14 protein-coding genes are annotated in these 15,460 nt (G+C 66.8%); 13 read left to right on the top strand and 1 reads right to left on the bottom strand.

What is annotated here, in order from left to right; genetic code table 11:
* Nucleotides 1–6: 6 nt before the first annotated feature.
* The 11 genes from murC to dnaE all read left to right on the top strand — a co-directional run bounded on the left by murC (nt 7) and on the right by dnaE (nt 12,693).
* The gene (gene murC, locus E5206_RS15575) at nt 7–1,467 is read left to right on the top strand and encodes a UDP-N-acetylmuramate--L-alanine ligase (protein WP_136324173.1); all 1,461 of its coding nucleotides are present in this window, start codon (nt 7–9) and stop codon (nt 1,465–1,467) included.
* Nucleotides 1,460–2,425 carry an FtsQ-type POTRA domain-containing protein gene (locus tag E5206_RS15570; RefSeq protein WP_136323277.1) on the top strand — a complete coding sequence of 322 codons (966 nt, stop codon included), beginning with the start codon at nt 1,460–1,462 and terminating at the stop codon, nt 2,423–2,425. Before murC ends, E5206_RS15570 begins: the two co-directional genes overlap by 8 nt.
* Before the next feature lie 274 nt (nt 2,426–2,699).
* Nucleotides 2,700–3,911, top strand: a complete 1,212-nt coding sequence (gene ftsZ / locus E5206_RS15565; protein ID WP_136323276.1) for a cell division protein FtsZ — start codon at nt 2,700–2,702, stop codon at nt 3,909–3,911.
* A gap of 90 nt (nt 3,912–4,001) precedes the next feature.
* Nucleotides 4,002–4,733 (top strand): polyphenol oxidase family protein, encoded by a 732-nt coding sequence (locus E5206_RS15560; RefSeq protein ID WP_136323275.1) that lies wholly within the window; start codon nt 4,002–4,004, stop codon nt 4,731–4,733.
* Nucleotides 4,726–5,505, top strand: a complete 780-nt coding sequence (locus E5206_RS15555; protein ID WP_136323274.1) for a YggS family pyridoxal phosphate-dependent enzyme — start codon at nt 4,726–4,728, stop codon at nt 5,503–5,505. Before E5206_RS15560 ends, E5206_RS15555 begins: the two co-directional genes overlap by 8 nt.
* 88 nt (nt 5,506–5,593) lie before the next feature.
* Nucleotides 5,594–6,124 (top strand): cell division protein SepF, encoded by a 531-nt coding sequence (sepF, locus tag E5206_RS15550; RefSeq protein WP_136323273.1) that lies wholly within the window; start codon nt 5,594–5,596, stop codon nt 6,122–6,124.
* 122 nt (nt 6,125–6,246) lie between these two features.
* A complete protein-coding gene (locus tag E5206_RS15545; RefSeq protein WP_136323272.1) occupies nt 6,247–6,555 on the top strand; it encodes a YggT family protein in 309 nt (102 codons plus the stop codon).
* 149 nt (nt 6,556–6,704) lie between these two features.
* Entirely contained in the window at nt 6,705–7,388 is a 684-nt protein-coding gene (locus E5206_RS15540) for a DivIVA domain-containing protein (RefSeq protein ID WP_136323271.1), read from the top strand.
* A gap of 150 nt (nt 7,389–7,538) precedes the next feature.
* Nucleotides 7,539–8,195: a signal peptidase II gene (lspA, locus tag E5206_RS15535; RefSeq protein ID WP_240689778.1), complete on the top strand. Its 657-nt coding sequence runs from the start codon at nt 7,539–7,541 to the stop codon at nt 8,193–8,195.
* A complete protein-coding gene (locus E5206_RS15530; protein WP_136323270.1) occupies nt 8,188–9,144 on the top strand; it encodes an RluA family pseudouridine synthase in 957 nt (318 codons plus the stop codon). Before lspA ends, E5206_RS15530 begins: the two co-directional genes overlap by 8 nt.
* Before the next feature lie 18 nt (nt 9,145–9,162).
* Entirely contained in the window at nt 9,163–12,693 is a 3,531-nt protein-coding gene (gene dnaE, locus E5206_RS15525; protein WP_136323269.1) for a DNA polymerase III subunit alpha, read from the top strand.
* A 23-nt stretch (nt 12,694–12,716) separates the two neighbouring features.
* On the opposite strand, the gene E5206_RS15520 is transcribed toward dnaE, so the two are convergent.
* Complete coding sequence (locus tag E5206_RS15520; RefSeq protein ID WP_136324171.1) at nt 12,717–13,175, bottom strand: flavin reductase family protein; 459 nt, start codon at nt 13,173–13,175, stop codon at nt 12,717–12,719.
* 209 nt (nt 13,176–13,384) lie between these two features.
* Here E5206_RS15520 and E5206_RS15515 point away from each other — a divergent pair, with 209 nt between their 5' ends.
* Complete coding sequence (locus tag E5206_RS15515; protein ID WP_240689776.1) at nt 13,385–13,981, top strand: hypothetical protein; 597 nt, start codon at nt 13,385–13,387, stop codon at nt 13,979–13,981.
* A gap of 14 nt (nt 13,982–13,995) precedes the next feature.
* Nucleotides 13,996–15,411 carry a histidinol dehydrogenase gene (hisD, locus tag E5206_RS15510; RefSeq protein ID WP_136323268.1) on the top strand — a complete coding sequence of 472 codons (1,416 nt, stop codon included), beginning with the start codon at nt 13,996–13,998 and terminating at the stop codon, nt 15,409–15,411.
* Nucleotides 15,412–15,460 lie beyond the last annotated feature (49 nt).

The raw sequence follows: 15,460 nt of genomic DNA, 5'->3' as shown, positions 1-15,460 counted from the left end.
TCGAAAATGCAACCCGACAAGCAGCCCGGAACCAGCCAGGCCGTCCGCAGCCAGGAATCCCTGGGCCGCGTGCACTTCATCGGCGTCGGCGGGGTCGGCATGTCCGCCGTCGCCCGCATCATGGTGGCGCGCGGCGTCACCGTGAGCGGTTCCGACGCCAAGGACCTGCCCGTCATGGCCGACCTGGCCGCCGCCGGTGCAAGGATCGCCGTCGGCTACGCCGCCGCGAACCTCGGTGATGCCCAGACCGTGGTCGCCGGCTCGGCAATCCGCCCGGACAACCCCGAACTTGTTGCAGCGCGCTCCGCAGGCCTGCCCATGATCCACCGCTCCGAAGCGCTGGCCGCGACGATGGCGGAGGACACCGTCGTGACAGTCGCCGGGACGCACGGCAAGTCCACCACGACGTCTATGATCACCGTACTGCTGCAGGGCGCCGGGCTGGACCCGTCCTTCGCGATCGGAGCGAACGTCCCGGCACTCGGGGTCAACGCCGCCACCGGCAGCTCGCCGGTCTTCGTGGCCGAAGCCGACGAATCCGACGGCTCCTTCCTGAACTACCGCCCGCAGATCGCGGTGGTGACCAACGTCGAACCCGACCACCTGGACTACTACGGCACCGCAGAAGCCGTCTACGCCTCCTTCGACCGTTTCACCGCGCTGCTGCCGGCCGACGGCGTCCTGGTCGCCTGCGCCGACGACGCGGGCGCCAGCGCGCTGGCGCGGCGCACGATCGAACGTGGCAACACCCGGGTAGTCCTGTACGGGACTTCGCCGGAGGCCCGGATCAGGCTGCACGACGGCGGCCCGGGCGACGTTGCGATCAGCACACCCGCCGGACGGTTCGCCCTCGAGCTGCACGTCCCGGGACGCCACAACGCCCTCAACGCGGCGGCCGCGTTCGCCGTCGCGCTGGAACTCGGCATCGATCCCGGAGTTGCCGCCGGTGCGCTGGCGGACTTCTCCGGTGCTTCACGCCGCTTCGAATTCAAGGGGGAGGGCCGGGGTGTCCGGGTCTACGACGACTATGCCCACCACCCCACCGAAGTCCGCGCCGCGCTGTCCGCCGCGCGCTCTGTCGCCAGCGGCCACAAGGTGCACGTGCTCTTCCAGCCCCACCTGTTTTCCCGGACGCGCGAATTCGCCCGTGAGTTCGCCGATGCCCTCAACGCCGCGGACACCGCGCTGGTCCTGGACATCTATCCGGCCCGCGAGGACCCGATCCCCGGCGTCAGCAGCCAGCTGATCGCCGATCACCTCGGCCCCGGCGGCCGGCTCGTCGGCCCAGGCCACGAGTCCGTGCAGGCGGTCCTTGCGGCCGCGCGGCCCGGCGACATCGTGCTGACCGCCGGAGCGGGCGACGTCACGGCATACGGCCCGCTGATCGTCGAAGCCCTGAACGTCGAAGCCCTGGAGACGGAACCCCTGGACACCGCGTCATCAAACGCGGAGGCCCACGGTGCCTAGCACCCGCCGCCCCACTTACAAGGCCCGCACCCGGGCGCCGGCCGCACCGTCGTCCGAGGTCATTTCGGCGTCCAAATCCTCCTCCGCAGGCCAGGCCCCAGGGCAGAACGCAGGGCAGAACCCAGCCAAGGCGGCAGGCCGGAACCCGGCCAAGGGCACAGTCCAGACGGCCAGGGCCGGCAGCGGCGGGACCGCGGGGGAGCCCAAGCCGGGCACATCCCCGGCGGGGGCCCAGGACAATGTGCTGTCCTTCCCGGAGCCCAAGGCCAAACGGCGGAAACGGATTTTCCTGACCACCGTCGGCATCCTGGTGGTCCTGATGGCGGGGATTGTGGCGACGGCCGTCTACTCGCCGCTGCTGGCCCTGCGCACCGTCACCGTGGAGGGCACAAAGCTGTTGAGCGCGGAGCAGGTCCAGGCGGCCCTCGCGCCGCTTCAGGGCAAGCCGCTGCCGCAGATCGGCGAGGAGGACGTCGCGGCCCTTCTGCAGCCGCTGGTCCAGGTCAAGGCGGTTTCCACCCAGGCGCATCCGCCTGCGACGCTGCAGGTCCACATCACGGAACGCGTTCCCGTTGCCCTGGTCAGGCAGGGGACCACCTTCCAGTTGGTGGACGTCGACGGCATCCAGCTCAGCACCACCACCGACCCCGACTCGATACCGTTGCCGGTCATCGACGGGGGAGGCGGAACCCTGCCGAAAGATCTCTTCCAGGCCATCACCGGAGTCCTCGGGGCGCTCCCCGCCGACGTACTCGCCAAGCTGTCCGATGCCTCGGCGAAGTCCGTGGACGCCGTCGAGCTCAGACTCGTCGACGGGCAGACGATCGTCTGGGGAAACGCGGGGGAGAAGGAGCTCAAGGCGCGCGTGCTCGCTGCACTCCTGAAGGCACCCGCGGATCCCAAGAATCCCGTCCGGATCTACGATGTCAGCGTGCCGCGGCACCCGGTCACCCGATAGCAGCCGATCAGTTGCCGGGCGGATCAATCGGCTAACCTGTCCGAAAGGCGGTGCGAAGCACAAGGAGGGCACACGGAGAGCCCAATAAACGGGTATTTCGCCGGTATTCGCGCGACACGCGGAGCCGGTTATTGAATGTCATCTACATAGGAAATAGCGTCACAACATGAGTTACTTGACATAACTATAACCTTCAAGTCGAAGGTTAAGGTTCAAAGATTCAAGCCCGACTCCAACAGTTTTCGCAACAGAACACGAACAAGGGACACGTAACGTGGCAGCTCCGCAGAATTACTTGGCCGTCATCAAGGTCGTCGGCATCGGCGGCGGTGGCGTGAACGCAGTCAACCGCATGATCGAGGTCGGTCTTCGCGGCGTCGAATTCATCGCGGTCAACACCGATGCGCAGGCATTGTTGATGAGCGATGCAGACGTCAAGCTCGACATCGGGCGTGAACTGACGCGCGGCCTGGGAGCCGGTGCGAACCCGGAGGTCGGCAGGCAGGCTGCGGAGGACCACGCCGAGGAAATCGAAGAGGTCATCCGTGGCGCGGACATGGTCTTTGTCACCGCCGGAGAAGGCGGCGGCACCGGTACCGGTGGCGCCCCCGTCGTCGCCCGCATCGCCCGCTCGCTCGGCGCGCTGACCATCGGCGTCGTCACCCGCCCGTTCACCTTCGAGGGCCGCCGCCGCGCCGGCTCGGCCGAAGCCGGCATCGACGCCCTGCGTGACGAGGTCGATACCCTGATCGTCATCCCGAACGACCGGCTGCTCTCCATCAGTGACCGCAATGTTTCCGTCCTTGACGCGTTCCGCTCCGCCGACCAGGTCCTGCTGTCCGGTGTCCAGGGCATCACCGACCTGATCACCACGCCCGGCCTGATCAACCTCGACTTCGCCGACGTCAAGTCCGTTATGCAGGGCGCAGGCTCGGCGCTCATGGGCATCGGCTCGGCCCGCGGTGAGGACCGTGCGGTGAAGGCTGCGGAGCTCGCCATCGCCTCCCCGCTGCTGGAGGCCTCGATCGACGGCGCCCACGGTGTCCTGCTGTCCATTCAGGGCGGCTCGGACCTTGGCCTGTTTGAGATCAACGAGGCAGCCCGCCTCGTCCAGGAAGTGGCCCACCCGGAGGCCAACATCATCTTCGGCGCGGTCATCGACGACGCCCTCGGTGACGAGGCCCGGGTCACCGTCATCGCCGCGGGCTTCGACGACGTCAAGGCCACCTCGCCGTCCATGGACCAGTCCCTGCCGGCCGCACCCCAGCGCCCGGCCGCGCCGGCTCCGGCCCAGGCTCCTTCCTCCGCCCAGGTCCAGCCGCTGCACGCCACCGTCGGTGCTCCGAGCTACGGCGGCTGGGGCCAGCAGCGCCCGTCCGCCGTGCCGGCCGACTCGGGCTTCGACGTCGACCTGCCCTCCGTTGTGGAACCGGACCTGTCCGGCCGGCACTCGGATGACCTGGATGTCCCCGACTTCCTGAAGTAGAACCTCTCGGCATCCATGGCACTGCCCCGGCGGTGCCATGGTGCTGCCACCGGGTTCCCGGTAATGCAAACGAATGTGACGGTGTTCTGATTGTTCTCGTGGCGGGCTGAAGTCCGGCCAGGCGTGTGGGTGGCGTTCACCGACGCCGCCGCCGGCAACCTTGCACTCCATGTCGGTGACGATCCGGCCCAGGTCCGGCTCCGCCGCCGGGAACTCGAACTCGCCGCCGGACTGGGCACGCGCCGCTTCCAGTACATGAACCAGGTCCACGGCAGCGACGTCGCCGTCATCGACCCCGCAGCGGCCGCCGCCGGGCCGGCACAGACTGCCCTGACCGCCGATGCCATGGTGTCCCGCGGCGGGCCGCTGGCCGTGATGGTGGCCGACTGTGTCCCCGTGGTACTCGTGGGGGAACCGGCGGCCGGTGCGCCCCTTCTGGGCGTCGTGCACGCCGGACGTCCCGGCGTCGCCTCCGGCATCGTCCACGCAGCCGTGGCGCGGCTGCGGGCGCTCGGGTCCGGACGGATCAGCGCCTGGCTAGGTCCCTCGATCTGCGGGAACTGCTACGAGGTCCCGGACGCCATGCGTGCCGAGGTTGCGGCCCTCGTCCCGGCGACCTGGTGCAGCACCTCCCGGGGGACGCCGGGACTGGACCTGCCGGCCGGCGTCCGCGGCCAACTGGAAGCCGACGACGTCACGGTCGAGTACTCCGGCGGCTGCACGCTCGAAGACGAAACACTGTTCTCCTACCGCCGCGACAGCAACACGGGCCGGTTTGCGGGCCCGGTGTGGACCGTCGGCAGCGACTGGACCAATGACTGAGCGCGGACCGGTGGCCGGGCCCGGGACATCGGACGGGGCCGCCGGTGTTCCGCCGGCTGACGCCCGTACGGCGCAGCTGAGGGAGCGGCTGGCCGCCGTCCGGCAGCGGATCGACGGCGCCGTGGCCGACGCCGGCCGGCAGGGGAACCCGCCGCAGCTGGTCGTTGTCACCAAGTTCCACCCTGCGGCGGACGTCCGCCGGCTGTCAGCACTGGGCATCACGGATGTCGGCGAGAACAGGGACCAGGAAGCCTCGGACAAGGCCGCCCGGCTCCAGGACCTGGACCTCCGCTGGCACTTCATCGGCCAGCTCCAAAGCAACAAGGCCAAATCGGTCGTCAAGTACGCCCACGCCGTGCATTCCGTGGACCGGCTGCAACTGGCGCTCGCCCTTGCAAAAGCGATGGCGGCCGAACGCGAACGCACCGGGCGTCCCCCTCTGCAGTGCTTCATCCAGGTCAGCCTGGACGACGATGCCGACGGACACCGGGGCGGAGCGCTTCCGGCCGACGTTCCGGAGCTGGCTGAAAGGCTTGCCGGCACGGCGGACCTCCGGCTCGCCGGCGTCATGGCGGTGGCACCCCTCGGGGTGGCACCGGCGGCGGCCTTCGAAAAGCTGGCGGCAATCTCCGCACGGCTGACTGCACTCCACCCCGGCGCCACCGGAATTTCCGCCGGCATGAGCCAGGACCTGGAAGCAGCCATCCGGTTCGGGGCGACACACCTGCGGATTGGCTCGGATATTCTCGGTCCGCGTCCGGCGTTGCGGTAGGTTCAACGTATTGGAAGGTTAAGGCGGGGATTCCAAGACTGTCAGGTCATTTGAGCGGCCCGCTTACGGACACGATTAGGAGTCGACCATGGCCGGCGCTCTGCGCAAGACAATGATCTATCTTGGGCTCGCTGATGGCGACGAACACTATGAGTCCGAGAACCACACATCGCACAAGGATGAGGACAATTCCATGGAGGACGACCGCGAGGAACGCCGTGCACCGGCGCCCGTCCGCGAAGCCCTCAGGGAAGAGCCCTACGCCGCTGAAGAGGAATACCGCGCACCAGTGACACCCATCAAGCGAGCGGCATCGGGCCGCGAAGAGACCACCGGACTCCGGCAGATCACCACGATCCACCCGCGGTCCTACAATGACGCCAAACTCATTGGTGAAAGCTTCCGTGACGGCATCCCCGTCATCATGAACGTCACAGACATGGGTGAAGCCGACGCGAAACGACTCGTGGATTTCTCCGCTGGCCTCGTCTTCGGACTCCGGGGCAGCATCGAACGGGTGACGAACAAGGTGTTCCTGCTGTCGCCGTCGTACGTTGAGGTCATCGGCGATGACAAGAAGATCAGCGAAACGCAGGCCTCCTTCTTCAACCAGAGCTAGGCCGGATTTTCTTTGCGGATGCCAGGCAGAAACAGCTGTCTGGCATCCGTGCTGAAATAGAAGCGATACTTTCTTCAGGACACTGAGGTTTCCGGAATGAACATGGAGATATGAGTTAACGCATGGGAATTGTTTTCGGACTTGTCTATATCGCGTTGTTGCTCTATTTCATTGCGCTGGTCATCCGCCTGGTTTTTGACTGGGTGCAGATGTTTGCCCGGAGTTGGCGGCCGCGCGGTGTGGCACTTGTGGCGGCGCATGCTGTGTATTCCGTCACTGACAGGCCGCTCAAACTGCTGCGGCGCCTGATTCCGCCCCTCCGGCTGGGCGGTATCTCGCTGGATTTGGGTTTCCTGCTGCTTTTCCTGGCTGTCAGTGTGGCCATGGGAGTGGCCAGGAGCCTGGCATACGCGCAGCCGATTCCGGCATGACCGGGTGACGGACGTTGTCCGCGGCCCGGACCGATAGAAACTCCGGTTTGACACCGCGGTGTTGAATTAGAGGAACCAGACCATATTTAGGTACCGTAGTTTTGACGGCCGGAAGGCCTACTGACTAACTAGACCAACGAGGTGACCAGATGGCTTTGACGCCAGAAGACGTTGTCAACAAGCGCTTTCAGCCGACCAAGTTCCGCGAAGGCTACGACCAGGACGAAGTTGATGACTTCCTGGATGAAATCGTCGTCGAACTGCGGCGCCTGAACCAGGAGAACGACGAACTGCGCAAGAAGCTCGCCGAACTCGGCGCCGGCACGCCGGCCAGCTCCGCCGCGGCGGCCCCCGTCGTGGAAAAGGTTCCGGCACCCGTCAAGGCCGAAAATGAGGACCGGGCCAAGGCAGAAGCCGAGGCCAAGGCAGCGGAACTTGCCAAGAAGAAGGAAGCCGAGCAGGCTCCGGCCCAGGCAGCCGCCCCGGCCCGCGCCGCCGTCACCACCCCGGTCTCCGAGTCCGCCGCTGGCCTGCTTGCCATGGCGCAGCAGATGCACGACAAGCACATCGCCGACGGCCAGCAGCAGCGCGACAAGATCATCGCCGAGGCACAGATCGAGGCAAGCAGCCTGGTCAACGATGCCCAGGAAAAGTCCCGCAAGATCCTCGGTGCCCTCGAGCAGCAGCGCTCCGTGCTGGAACGCAAGGTTGAGCAGCTGCGGGGCTTCGAGCGCGACTACCGTTCACGCCTGAAGGCCTACATCGAAGGCCAGCTCCGCGACCTCGATGCCCGCGGTTCGGTTGCGGCCGCCGAGGTTGGCGAAGCCAGCTAAGGCAAAAGCCAAGTATTCTGAAAGCCGGTGGCTGGGGATTCCTCGGCCGCCGGCTTTTCACTTTTTGCTCCGCAAACTGCCGCCTGCCGCGGCCCGCGTGCCCAGGCAGCAAGCTCCCGGTCCCCGGACTGGTTCCCGAACGAAAGCCCTATGACCGACGCACCATCATCTGACGCCATGCAGCCAGCCGACACCACCAAGCCTGCGCGGGCTGCGGCGCCGGCGGAATCCACCCTTGCCGACGCCGACCTTCCCAGCCCCGCGCAGCCCGTGCCCTTGCGGCCGCGCCGGCGGCGCGGACTGCTCTGGCTGTTCGCCGCATGCGCGGTTTTTGCCTATGTCTTCGACCAGCTGACCAAGCTCTGGGTAACCAGCACCATGATCGAGGGTGAGCGGATCCCCGTCCTGCCGCCGCTGCTGCACTGGTACTACATCCGCAACTCCGGGGCGGCATTTTCGATCGGTGAGAACATCACCTGGCTGTTCACCATCATCATGGCGGCCGTCTCCGTCGCGATCCTGCTGCAACTGCGCAAGCTCGGATCCCGGTGGTGGGCCCTCGCACTCGGGCTGCTGCTCGGCGGCGCGCTAGGCAACCTGACGGACCGGCTGTTCCGGGATCCGTCCTTCGCCATGGGCCATGTGGTGGATTTCATCCAGCTGCCCAACTTCGCGATCTTCAACATCGCAGACTCAGCTGTGGTGTCCGCCGTCGTGCTGATCTGCCTGCTGACCCTGCTGGGCATCTCGCTGGACGGTTCACGCCATCCGAAGGACGCCAAGGACACGGTGGAACACGATGTCTGAGCACAGCTCACCGGCGGCCCCGGCGTCGCGGCGCCTTGTGGTGCCCGCTGACCTTGCCGGGACCAGGGTGGATGCCGGGCTGGCGCAACTGATGGATGTCTCCCGCTCACAGGCCGCCACACTGATTGCCGAAGGCAACGTCAGCAGCAACGGCAAAGCCGTCGGGAAATCCCTCAAGCTCGTCGCCGGCGCCGTGCTGTATGTCGTCGTGCCGGAACGGCGGGACCCGCTGGAAATCGTGGAGGAAGTTGTGGAAGGCTTGAAGATCCTGCTGGACGATGACGAGTTCGTTGTCATCGACAAGCCCGTCGGCGTGGCGGCGCACCCGTCGCCCGGCTGGGTGGGCCCCACGGTGGTGGGCGGCCTGGCGGGGCTGGGGTACCGGATCTCGACGTCCGGGGCCCCCGAGCGCGCCGGTATCGTCCACCGGCTCGACGTCGGGACCTCCGGCGTCATGGTGGTCGCCAAGACCGAAGACGCCTACACGGTCCTCAAGCGGGCCTTCAAGGAGCGCACGGTGGACAAGGTGTACCACGCCGTCGTCCAGGGCCTCCCGGACCCGCTGGCCGGCACGATCGACGCGCCGATCGGCCGCCACCCCGGCCATGACTGGCGCTTCGCCGTGATCGAGGGCGGGCGCGACTCCATCACGCACTACGAGGTCCTGGAAGCGTTCGGCAAGGCGTCGCTGGTCGAGGTGCACCTGGAAACCGGTCGCACCCACCAGATCCGCGTGCACTTCGCGGCACTGCGCCATCCCTGTGCCGGCGACCTGACCTACGGGGCGGATCCGCGGCTCGCCGCGACCCTGGGCCTCACCCGGCAATGGCTGCACGCCCGGGAACTGTCCTTCGACCATCCCCGGACGGGGGAGCGGGTGACCGTGACGAGCGAGTACCCGCAGGACCTTGCCTACGCCCTGGCAGTCCTGGAATCCGGCGAAGCCTGACGGCACTAGAATGATTCGGTGACTTCCAGCAACAACTCGTTCGTGCACCTCCACAACCACACCGAATATTCCATGTTGGATGGTGCGGCGAGACTGGGGGACCTGTTCAACCACACCAAGGAACTGGGCATGTCCTCGCTGGCCACGACGGACCATGGCTTCGTCTTCGGGGCTTTCGACTTCTGGAACAAGGCCCGCAACGCCGGCGTCAAACCGATTGTCGGGGTGGAGGCCTACCTCACCCCGGGCACGGCGCGGGCGGACAAGACCCGCGTCCGCTGGGGCGACGGCGGGCGCAACGATGTCTCCGGCGCCGGTTCCTACACCCACATGACCATGTGGGCCGAAACCACGCAGGGCATGCACAACCTGTTCCGGATGTCCTCGCTGGCCTCGCTGGAGGGATACCTCTACAAGCCGCGCATGGACCGTGACCTGCTGCAGACCTACGGCAAAGGCCTGATTGCCACTACGGGCTGCCCGTCCGGCGAAGTCCAGACCAAACTCCGCCTCGGCCTCTACCAGGAAGCCAAGCAGGCGGCGTCGGACTTCCGCGACATCTTCGGTGCCGAGAACTTCTTCTGCGAGCTCATGGACCACGGCCTGGACATCGAGCGGACCATCCAGGCTGACCTGATCAAGCTGGCCAAGGAGCTCGGCCTGCCGATGGTGGCCACTAACGACCTCCACTACACGCACGCCGAAGACGCCGCCAGCCATGCGGCGCTGCTCTGCGTGCAGTCGGGTTCCAGCCTGGCCGACCCCAAGCGCTTCAAGTTCGACGCCGACGAGTTCTACCTGAAGTCGCCGGCGGAGATGCGGGCGATCTTCAGCGACCACCCGGATGCCTGCGACAACACCCTGCTGATCGCCGAGCGCTGCGACGTCGAATTCAACGAGAACGCCAGCTACATGCCGCGCTTCCCGGTGCCGGACGGCGAAAACGAGCAGTCCTGGTTCGTGAAGGAAGTCGAAAAGGGACTGCATTACCGCTACCCCAAGGGCATCCCGGACCACGTCCGCAAGCAGGCCGACTTCGAGGTCGGCGTCATCACGCAGATGGGCTTCCCGGGCTACTTCCTGGTCGTGGCAGACTTCATCAACTGGGCCAAGAACAACGGCATCCGCGTCGGTCCCGGCCGTGGCTCCGGTGCCGGCTCGATGGTGGCCTACGCCATGCGCATCACCGACCTCGACCCCCTCGTCCACGGGCTGATCTTCGAGCGCTTCCTGAACCCGGAGCGCGTTTCCATGCCCGACTTCGACGTGGACTTCGATGACCGGCGCCGTGCTGAAGTCATCCGGTACGTCACCGAGAAGTACGGCGACGAGCGAGTCGCCATGATCGTCACCTACGGCACCATCAAGGCCAAGCAGGCGCTCAAGGACTCCTCCCGTGTGCTGGGCTACCCCTTCTCCACCGGTGAGCGCCTCACCAAGGCCATGCCGCCGGACGTGATGGGCAAGGGCATCTCGCTGGCGGACGTGCACAATCCGGAGGCCAGCCGTTACTCCGAGGCCGAGGAACTGCGCGAACTCCTCAAGTCCGACGCCGATTCGCAGAAGGTCTTCGAGACCGCCCTGGGGCTGGAAGGCCTGAAACGCCAATGGGGCGTCCATGCCGCCGGCGTCATCATGTCCTCGGACCCGCTGATCGACATCATCCCGATCATGCGCCGCGAGCAGGACGGCCAGGTCATCACCCAGTTCGACTACCCCACCTGTGAGGGCCTCGGCCTGATCAAGATGGACTTCCTCGGCCTGCGGAACCTGACGATCATCACGGACGCCGTGGAGAATATCAAGCTCAACAAGGGCATCGACCTCGTCCTGGAGGACCTCGACCTTGAGGACCAGGGTGCCTACGAGCTCCTTGCCCGGGGTGACACCTTGGGTGTCTTCCAGCTCGACGGCGGGCCGATGCGCTCCCTGCTCAAGCAGATGCGCCCGGACAACTTCGAGGACATCTCCGCCGTCATCGCCCTGTACCGGCCCGGCCCCATGGGCGCGAACTCGCACACGAACTACGCGCTCCGCAAGACCGGACTGCAGGAAATCATTCCGATCCACCCCGAGCTCGAGGAACCGCTCGCCGAGATCCTCGGCGGAACGTACGGCCTGATCGTGTACCAGGAGCAGGTCATGGCGATCGCTCAGAAGGTCGCCGGGTTCACCCTCGGCCAGGCCGACATCCTGCGCCGCGCCATGGGCAAGAAGAAGAAGTCCGAGCTGGATAAGCAATACGCCGGCTTTGAAAAGGGCATGATGGACAACGGCTATTCCGCCGCGGCCATCAAGACCCTGTGGGACATCCTGCTGCCCTTCTCCGACTACGCCTTCAACAAGGCGCACTCGGCGGCGTACGGGCTGGTGTCCTACTGGACCGCGTACCTCAAAGCCCATTACCCGGCCGAGTACATGGCGGCCCTGCTGACCAGCGTCGGAGATGACAAGGACAAGCTGGCGCTGTACCTCAATGAGTGCCGCAAGATGGGCATCACGGTGCTGCCGCCGGATGTCAACGAGTCCAGCGTCAACTTCACCCCGGTCGGCAAGGACATCCGTTTCGGCATGGCCGCCATCCGCAATGTCGGCGTCAACGTTGTCGAGGCCATGGTCAGGGCCCGCGAGTCCGAGGGGGCCTTCACCTCGTTCAAGGACTACCTGCTCAAGGTTCCGGCCGTGGTTTGCAACAAGCGGACCATCGAATCGCTGATCAAGGCGGGTGCCTTCGACTCGCTGGGCCATCCGCGGCGCGCCCTGGCGATGATCCACGAAGAGGCCATCGACTCGGTCATCACGCTCAAGCGCAACGAGGCGATCGGCCAGTTCGACCTCTTCGCCGGCTTCGAGGACCAGGAGCCCGAGGCGTCGCTGACCACCGAGATCCCGGACCTGCCGGAGTGGGAGAAGAAGGACAAGCTCTCCTTCGAACGGGACATGCTTGGCCTCTACGTCTCCGACCACCCCCTGCAGGGCCTGGAGGGGCTGCTGAGCCAGCACGCGGACCAGACCATCACCTCGGTGATCGGCGAAGACGGGCCGAACGACGGCGCCATCATCACCATCGCAGGCATGATCACCTCGCTGAGCCGCCGGATCGCCAAGGCCAGCGGCAACGCCTATGCCCGTGCCGAAGTCGAGGACCTTGGCGGCTCGATGGAAGTCATGTTCTTTGGGCAGGTCTACGGACCCATAGCCTCGGTGCTTGCCGAGGACCTGATCGTGGTGGTCAAGGGCCGCCTGCAGAAGCGCGACGACGGCGCCGTCACCTTGAACTGCATGGAACTCTCGGTCCCGGACCTGAGCGACAGCATGAACGGCCCCGTGGTGATCACGATGCAGACGCACAAGGCGACCGAATCCGTGGTGACCGAGCTCGGAGATGTGTTGCGGACGCACCGCGGTACCTCGGAGGTCCGGCTGCACCTGCAGGGGGACACCCGGGTCGAGGTCATGGGGCTGCCGGTCCATCTGAGGGTCAACCCGGATCCGTCCCTGTTCGGTGACCTGAAGGTGCTGCTCGGCCCGACCTGCCTGGACGGCTAGAGCGTTTTGACCGTTACGGAAGACTAGATTTCGTAGTCCAGCGGGGCCGGCTGGCTGTACGTCCCTGAGTGGTACAGCAGGGGCATGTCGTCCCCGCCGATCTGGCCGTCGAGGACCTCGACGACGACCACGGCGTTGTTCTCGAAGGACAGCCGCATCTGCACCTTGCCGATCAGCCAGCCGGCGACGTCCTTCAGGACGGGCACCTCATGGGGGCCGAGCTCCCAGTGGTCGCCCTCGAAGCGGTTGCTGGTCCGGGCAAAGCGGTCGGCAAGTTCCTGGTTGTCCAGCCCCAGCATGTGGACGCCGATGTAGGTGGTGTTGGCGACGGCCGGCCAGGAGCTTGAGGTGCGGGCCATGTTGAACGTGAACCGCGGCGGCTTGGCCGAGAGCGATGCCACCGAGGTCGCGGTGAACCCGTAGGGAACCCCGTTGTAGTTGGCGGTGATGATCGCCACACCTGCCGCATGCCGGCGGAACATTTCCTTGAATGTTCCCTCGAAGACTCCGTCATCTGAGGCCACTGCGATCCAACTCCCTGCTGCACATGCGTGTGATTGTTCCTGTCCTGCCAGCGTATTGCCCGTGCGCCCGCCGGTGTTATTTTGTTTACCGGCCGTGTCATCTGCCGGACGGAAGACCTGCCGCGCCGGCCGACCGGCCCGTGGGATCTTTTGTTAAGGTTTGTTGGATGACACAGACAGCAGCCCAGGACCCGTTTCCGCAACAAGCCGAGGGCCCGGGTCACCCGGACCAACGGCTCCCGGGCGCCCCTTTCGCGGACGATGCTGTCCCGGACGCGCCTGACCCGGGGAGGGCGCCGTGGTGGTGGGGCGCCGTGATCGCAGCCGCCGGGATCCCCGTCGGGCTGCTGTGGTGGGTCCTGGCCCCCTCCGGCCTGAACCTGCTCTCGGGCGACCCGGCCCTGTCCAGCGGGAGCAACACGTCCGCGTGGCTGCCCCGGGACCTGGTGCTGGCCGGACTGTTCCTGCTCGCCGGCTGCATCACCGGGACGCTGGTGTCCGGAACCCGGCATGACGAGCCCACCACACGGACGGTGGCACTGGCCGTCGCGTCCGCGGCCGCCGGTGCCCTGATTGCCTGGGGCGTGGGGGTTCTCGCCGGCCAATGGTGGGGGGAACCGCAGGATGCCTCGGCCAACGCCAGCACCGCCTTTTCGCTCCGGTCCTACCAGCTCCTCGCCGTCTGGCCCGCCGCCGTCGCCCTTGCCGCCTTCCTGGGCATCGTCTTCCGGAAGCCCGCCCCGGCGGGGGAAACCACGGCCTGACGTAAAATGATCGGGTGACCCTTACTTCTGACAGCTCCGTACCCCCGGTTCCCGCCACCATTACCTTCCGCACCGTGGACGTGCGCGGCCAGCGACTGTCCCTCGCCGGGCTCCGCGCCGCCGTTCCCCGGGCGAAGGCCGGCACCATGGCCGACGCCGAGGCCAAGGTTCTGGACATCATCTCCGCCATCCGCACCCGCGGCTTTGACGCGCTCCGGGAGCTGGCCCTGAAGTTCGACGGGGTCGAGCAAACCCACCCGCGGGTCCCGGCCGAGGCGCTCCAGGCCGCACTGGACGGACTGGATCCGGCGGTTCGCGCCGCACTGGAAGAGTCCATCCGGCGGGCCCGAAGCTTCGCCGACGCCCAGCGCCCGGCGAACATCGACGTCGAACTCGGTGCAGGCGCCGTCGTGAGCCAGAACTGGGTCCCGGTCGCCAGGGTGGGCCTCTACGTGCCCGGCGGCCTCGCCGTCTACCCGTCCTCGGTGATCATGAACGTCGTCCCGGCCCTGGCCGCCGGCGTCGGGTCCATCGCCCTCGCGTCACCGCCGCAGAAGAACTTCGGCGGCCTGCCGCACCCCACGATCCTCGCGGCAGCGTGCCTGCTGGGCATCGGGGAGGTCTACGCGATCGGAGGGGCGCAGGCCATCGCGGCCTTCGCCTACGGCATCCCCGGCACCGGTCCGGCGGCCGGTCACCCAGCCACCGGCCCGTCGTCGGCGCAGCCCGGCGGAATTGATCCCGTCGACGTCGTCACCGGGCCGGGCAACATTTTTGTCGCCACTGCCAAGCGCCTCGTCAAGGGAGTTGTGGGGATCGACTCCGAGGCAGGCACCACCGAAATCGCGATCCTCGCCGACGCCACCGCCCGGCCGGACCTCGTGGCCGCGGACCTGATCAGCCAGGCCGAGCATGACCCGCAGGCGGCCTCCGTCCTCATCACGGATTCCGAATCCCTCGCGGCAGCCGTCCGGGTCGAACTGGAGAGCCAGGCTGCCGTGACGAAGCACAGCGGCCGGGTCCGCGAGGCGCTCTCCGGCCCGCAGTCCGGCGTCGTCCTCGTCGAAGACCTCGAACAGGGCATTGCGGCCTGCGACGCCTATGCCGCCGAGCACCTGGAAATCATGACGGCGGACGCGCCCGGCGTGGCCGCCCGGATCCGCAACGCCGGAGCGATCTTCGTGGGTGACTACAGCCCCGTCAGCCTGGGGGACTACTGTGCCGGGTCCAACCACGTACTGCCGACCAGCGGCACCGCAGCCTTCTCCTCCGGCCTGAACGTGACCACCTTCCTGCGCGCCATCCAGGTCGTCAACTACAGCCGCTCAGCCCTGGAGCAGGTCAGCGGCCACATCCTCAGCCTCTCCGGCGCGGAAGACCTGCCCGCCCACGGCCAGGCGGTCACCGCGCGCTTCACCGCCGGGAGCTGACACCGGGAGCCAATTAGTTGAGCCCACCACTACATGTAGTGGTTACAGG

Source organism: Arthrobacter sp. PAMC25564 (assembly GCF_004798705.1).
Classification (GTDB): Bacteria; Actinomycetota; Actinomycetes; order Actinomycetales; family Micrococcaceae; genus Arthrobacter.
The sequence above is the reverse complement of the archived record's forward strand: the minus strand, read 5'-3'. Positions and strand labels throughout refer to the sequence as shown.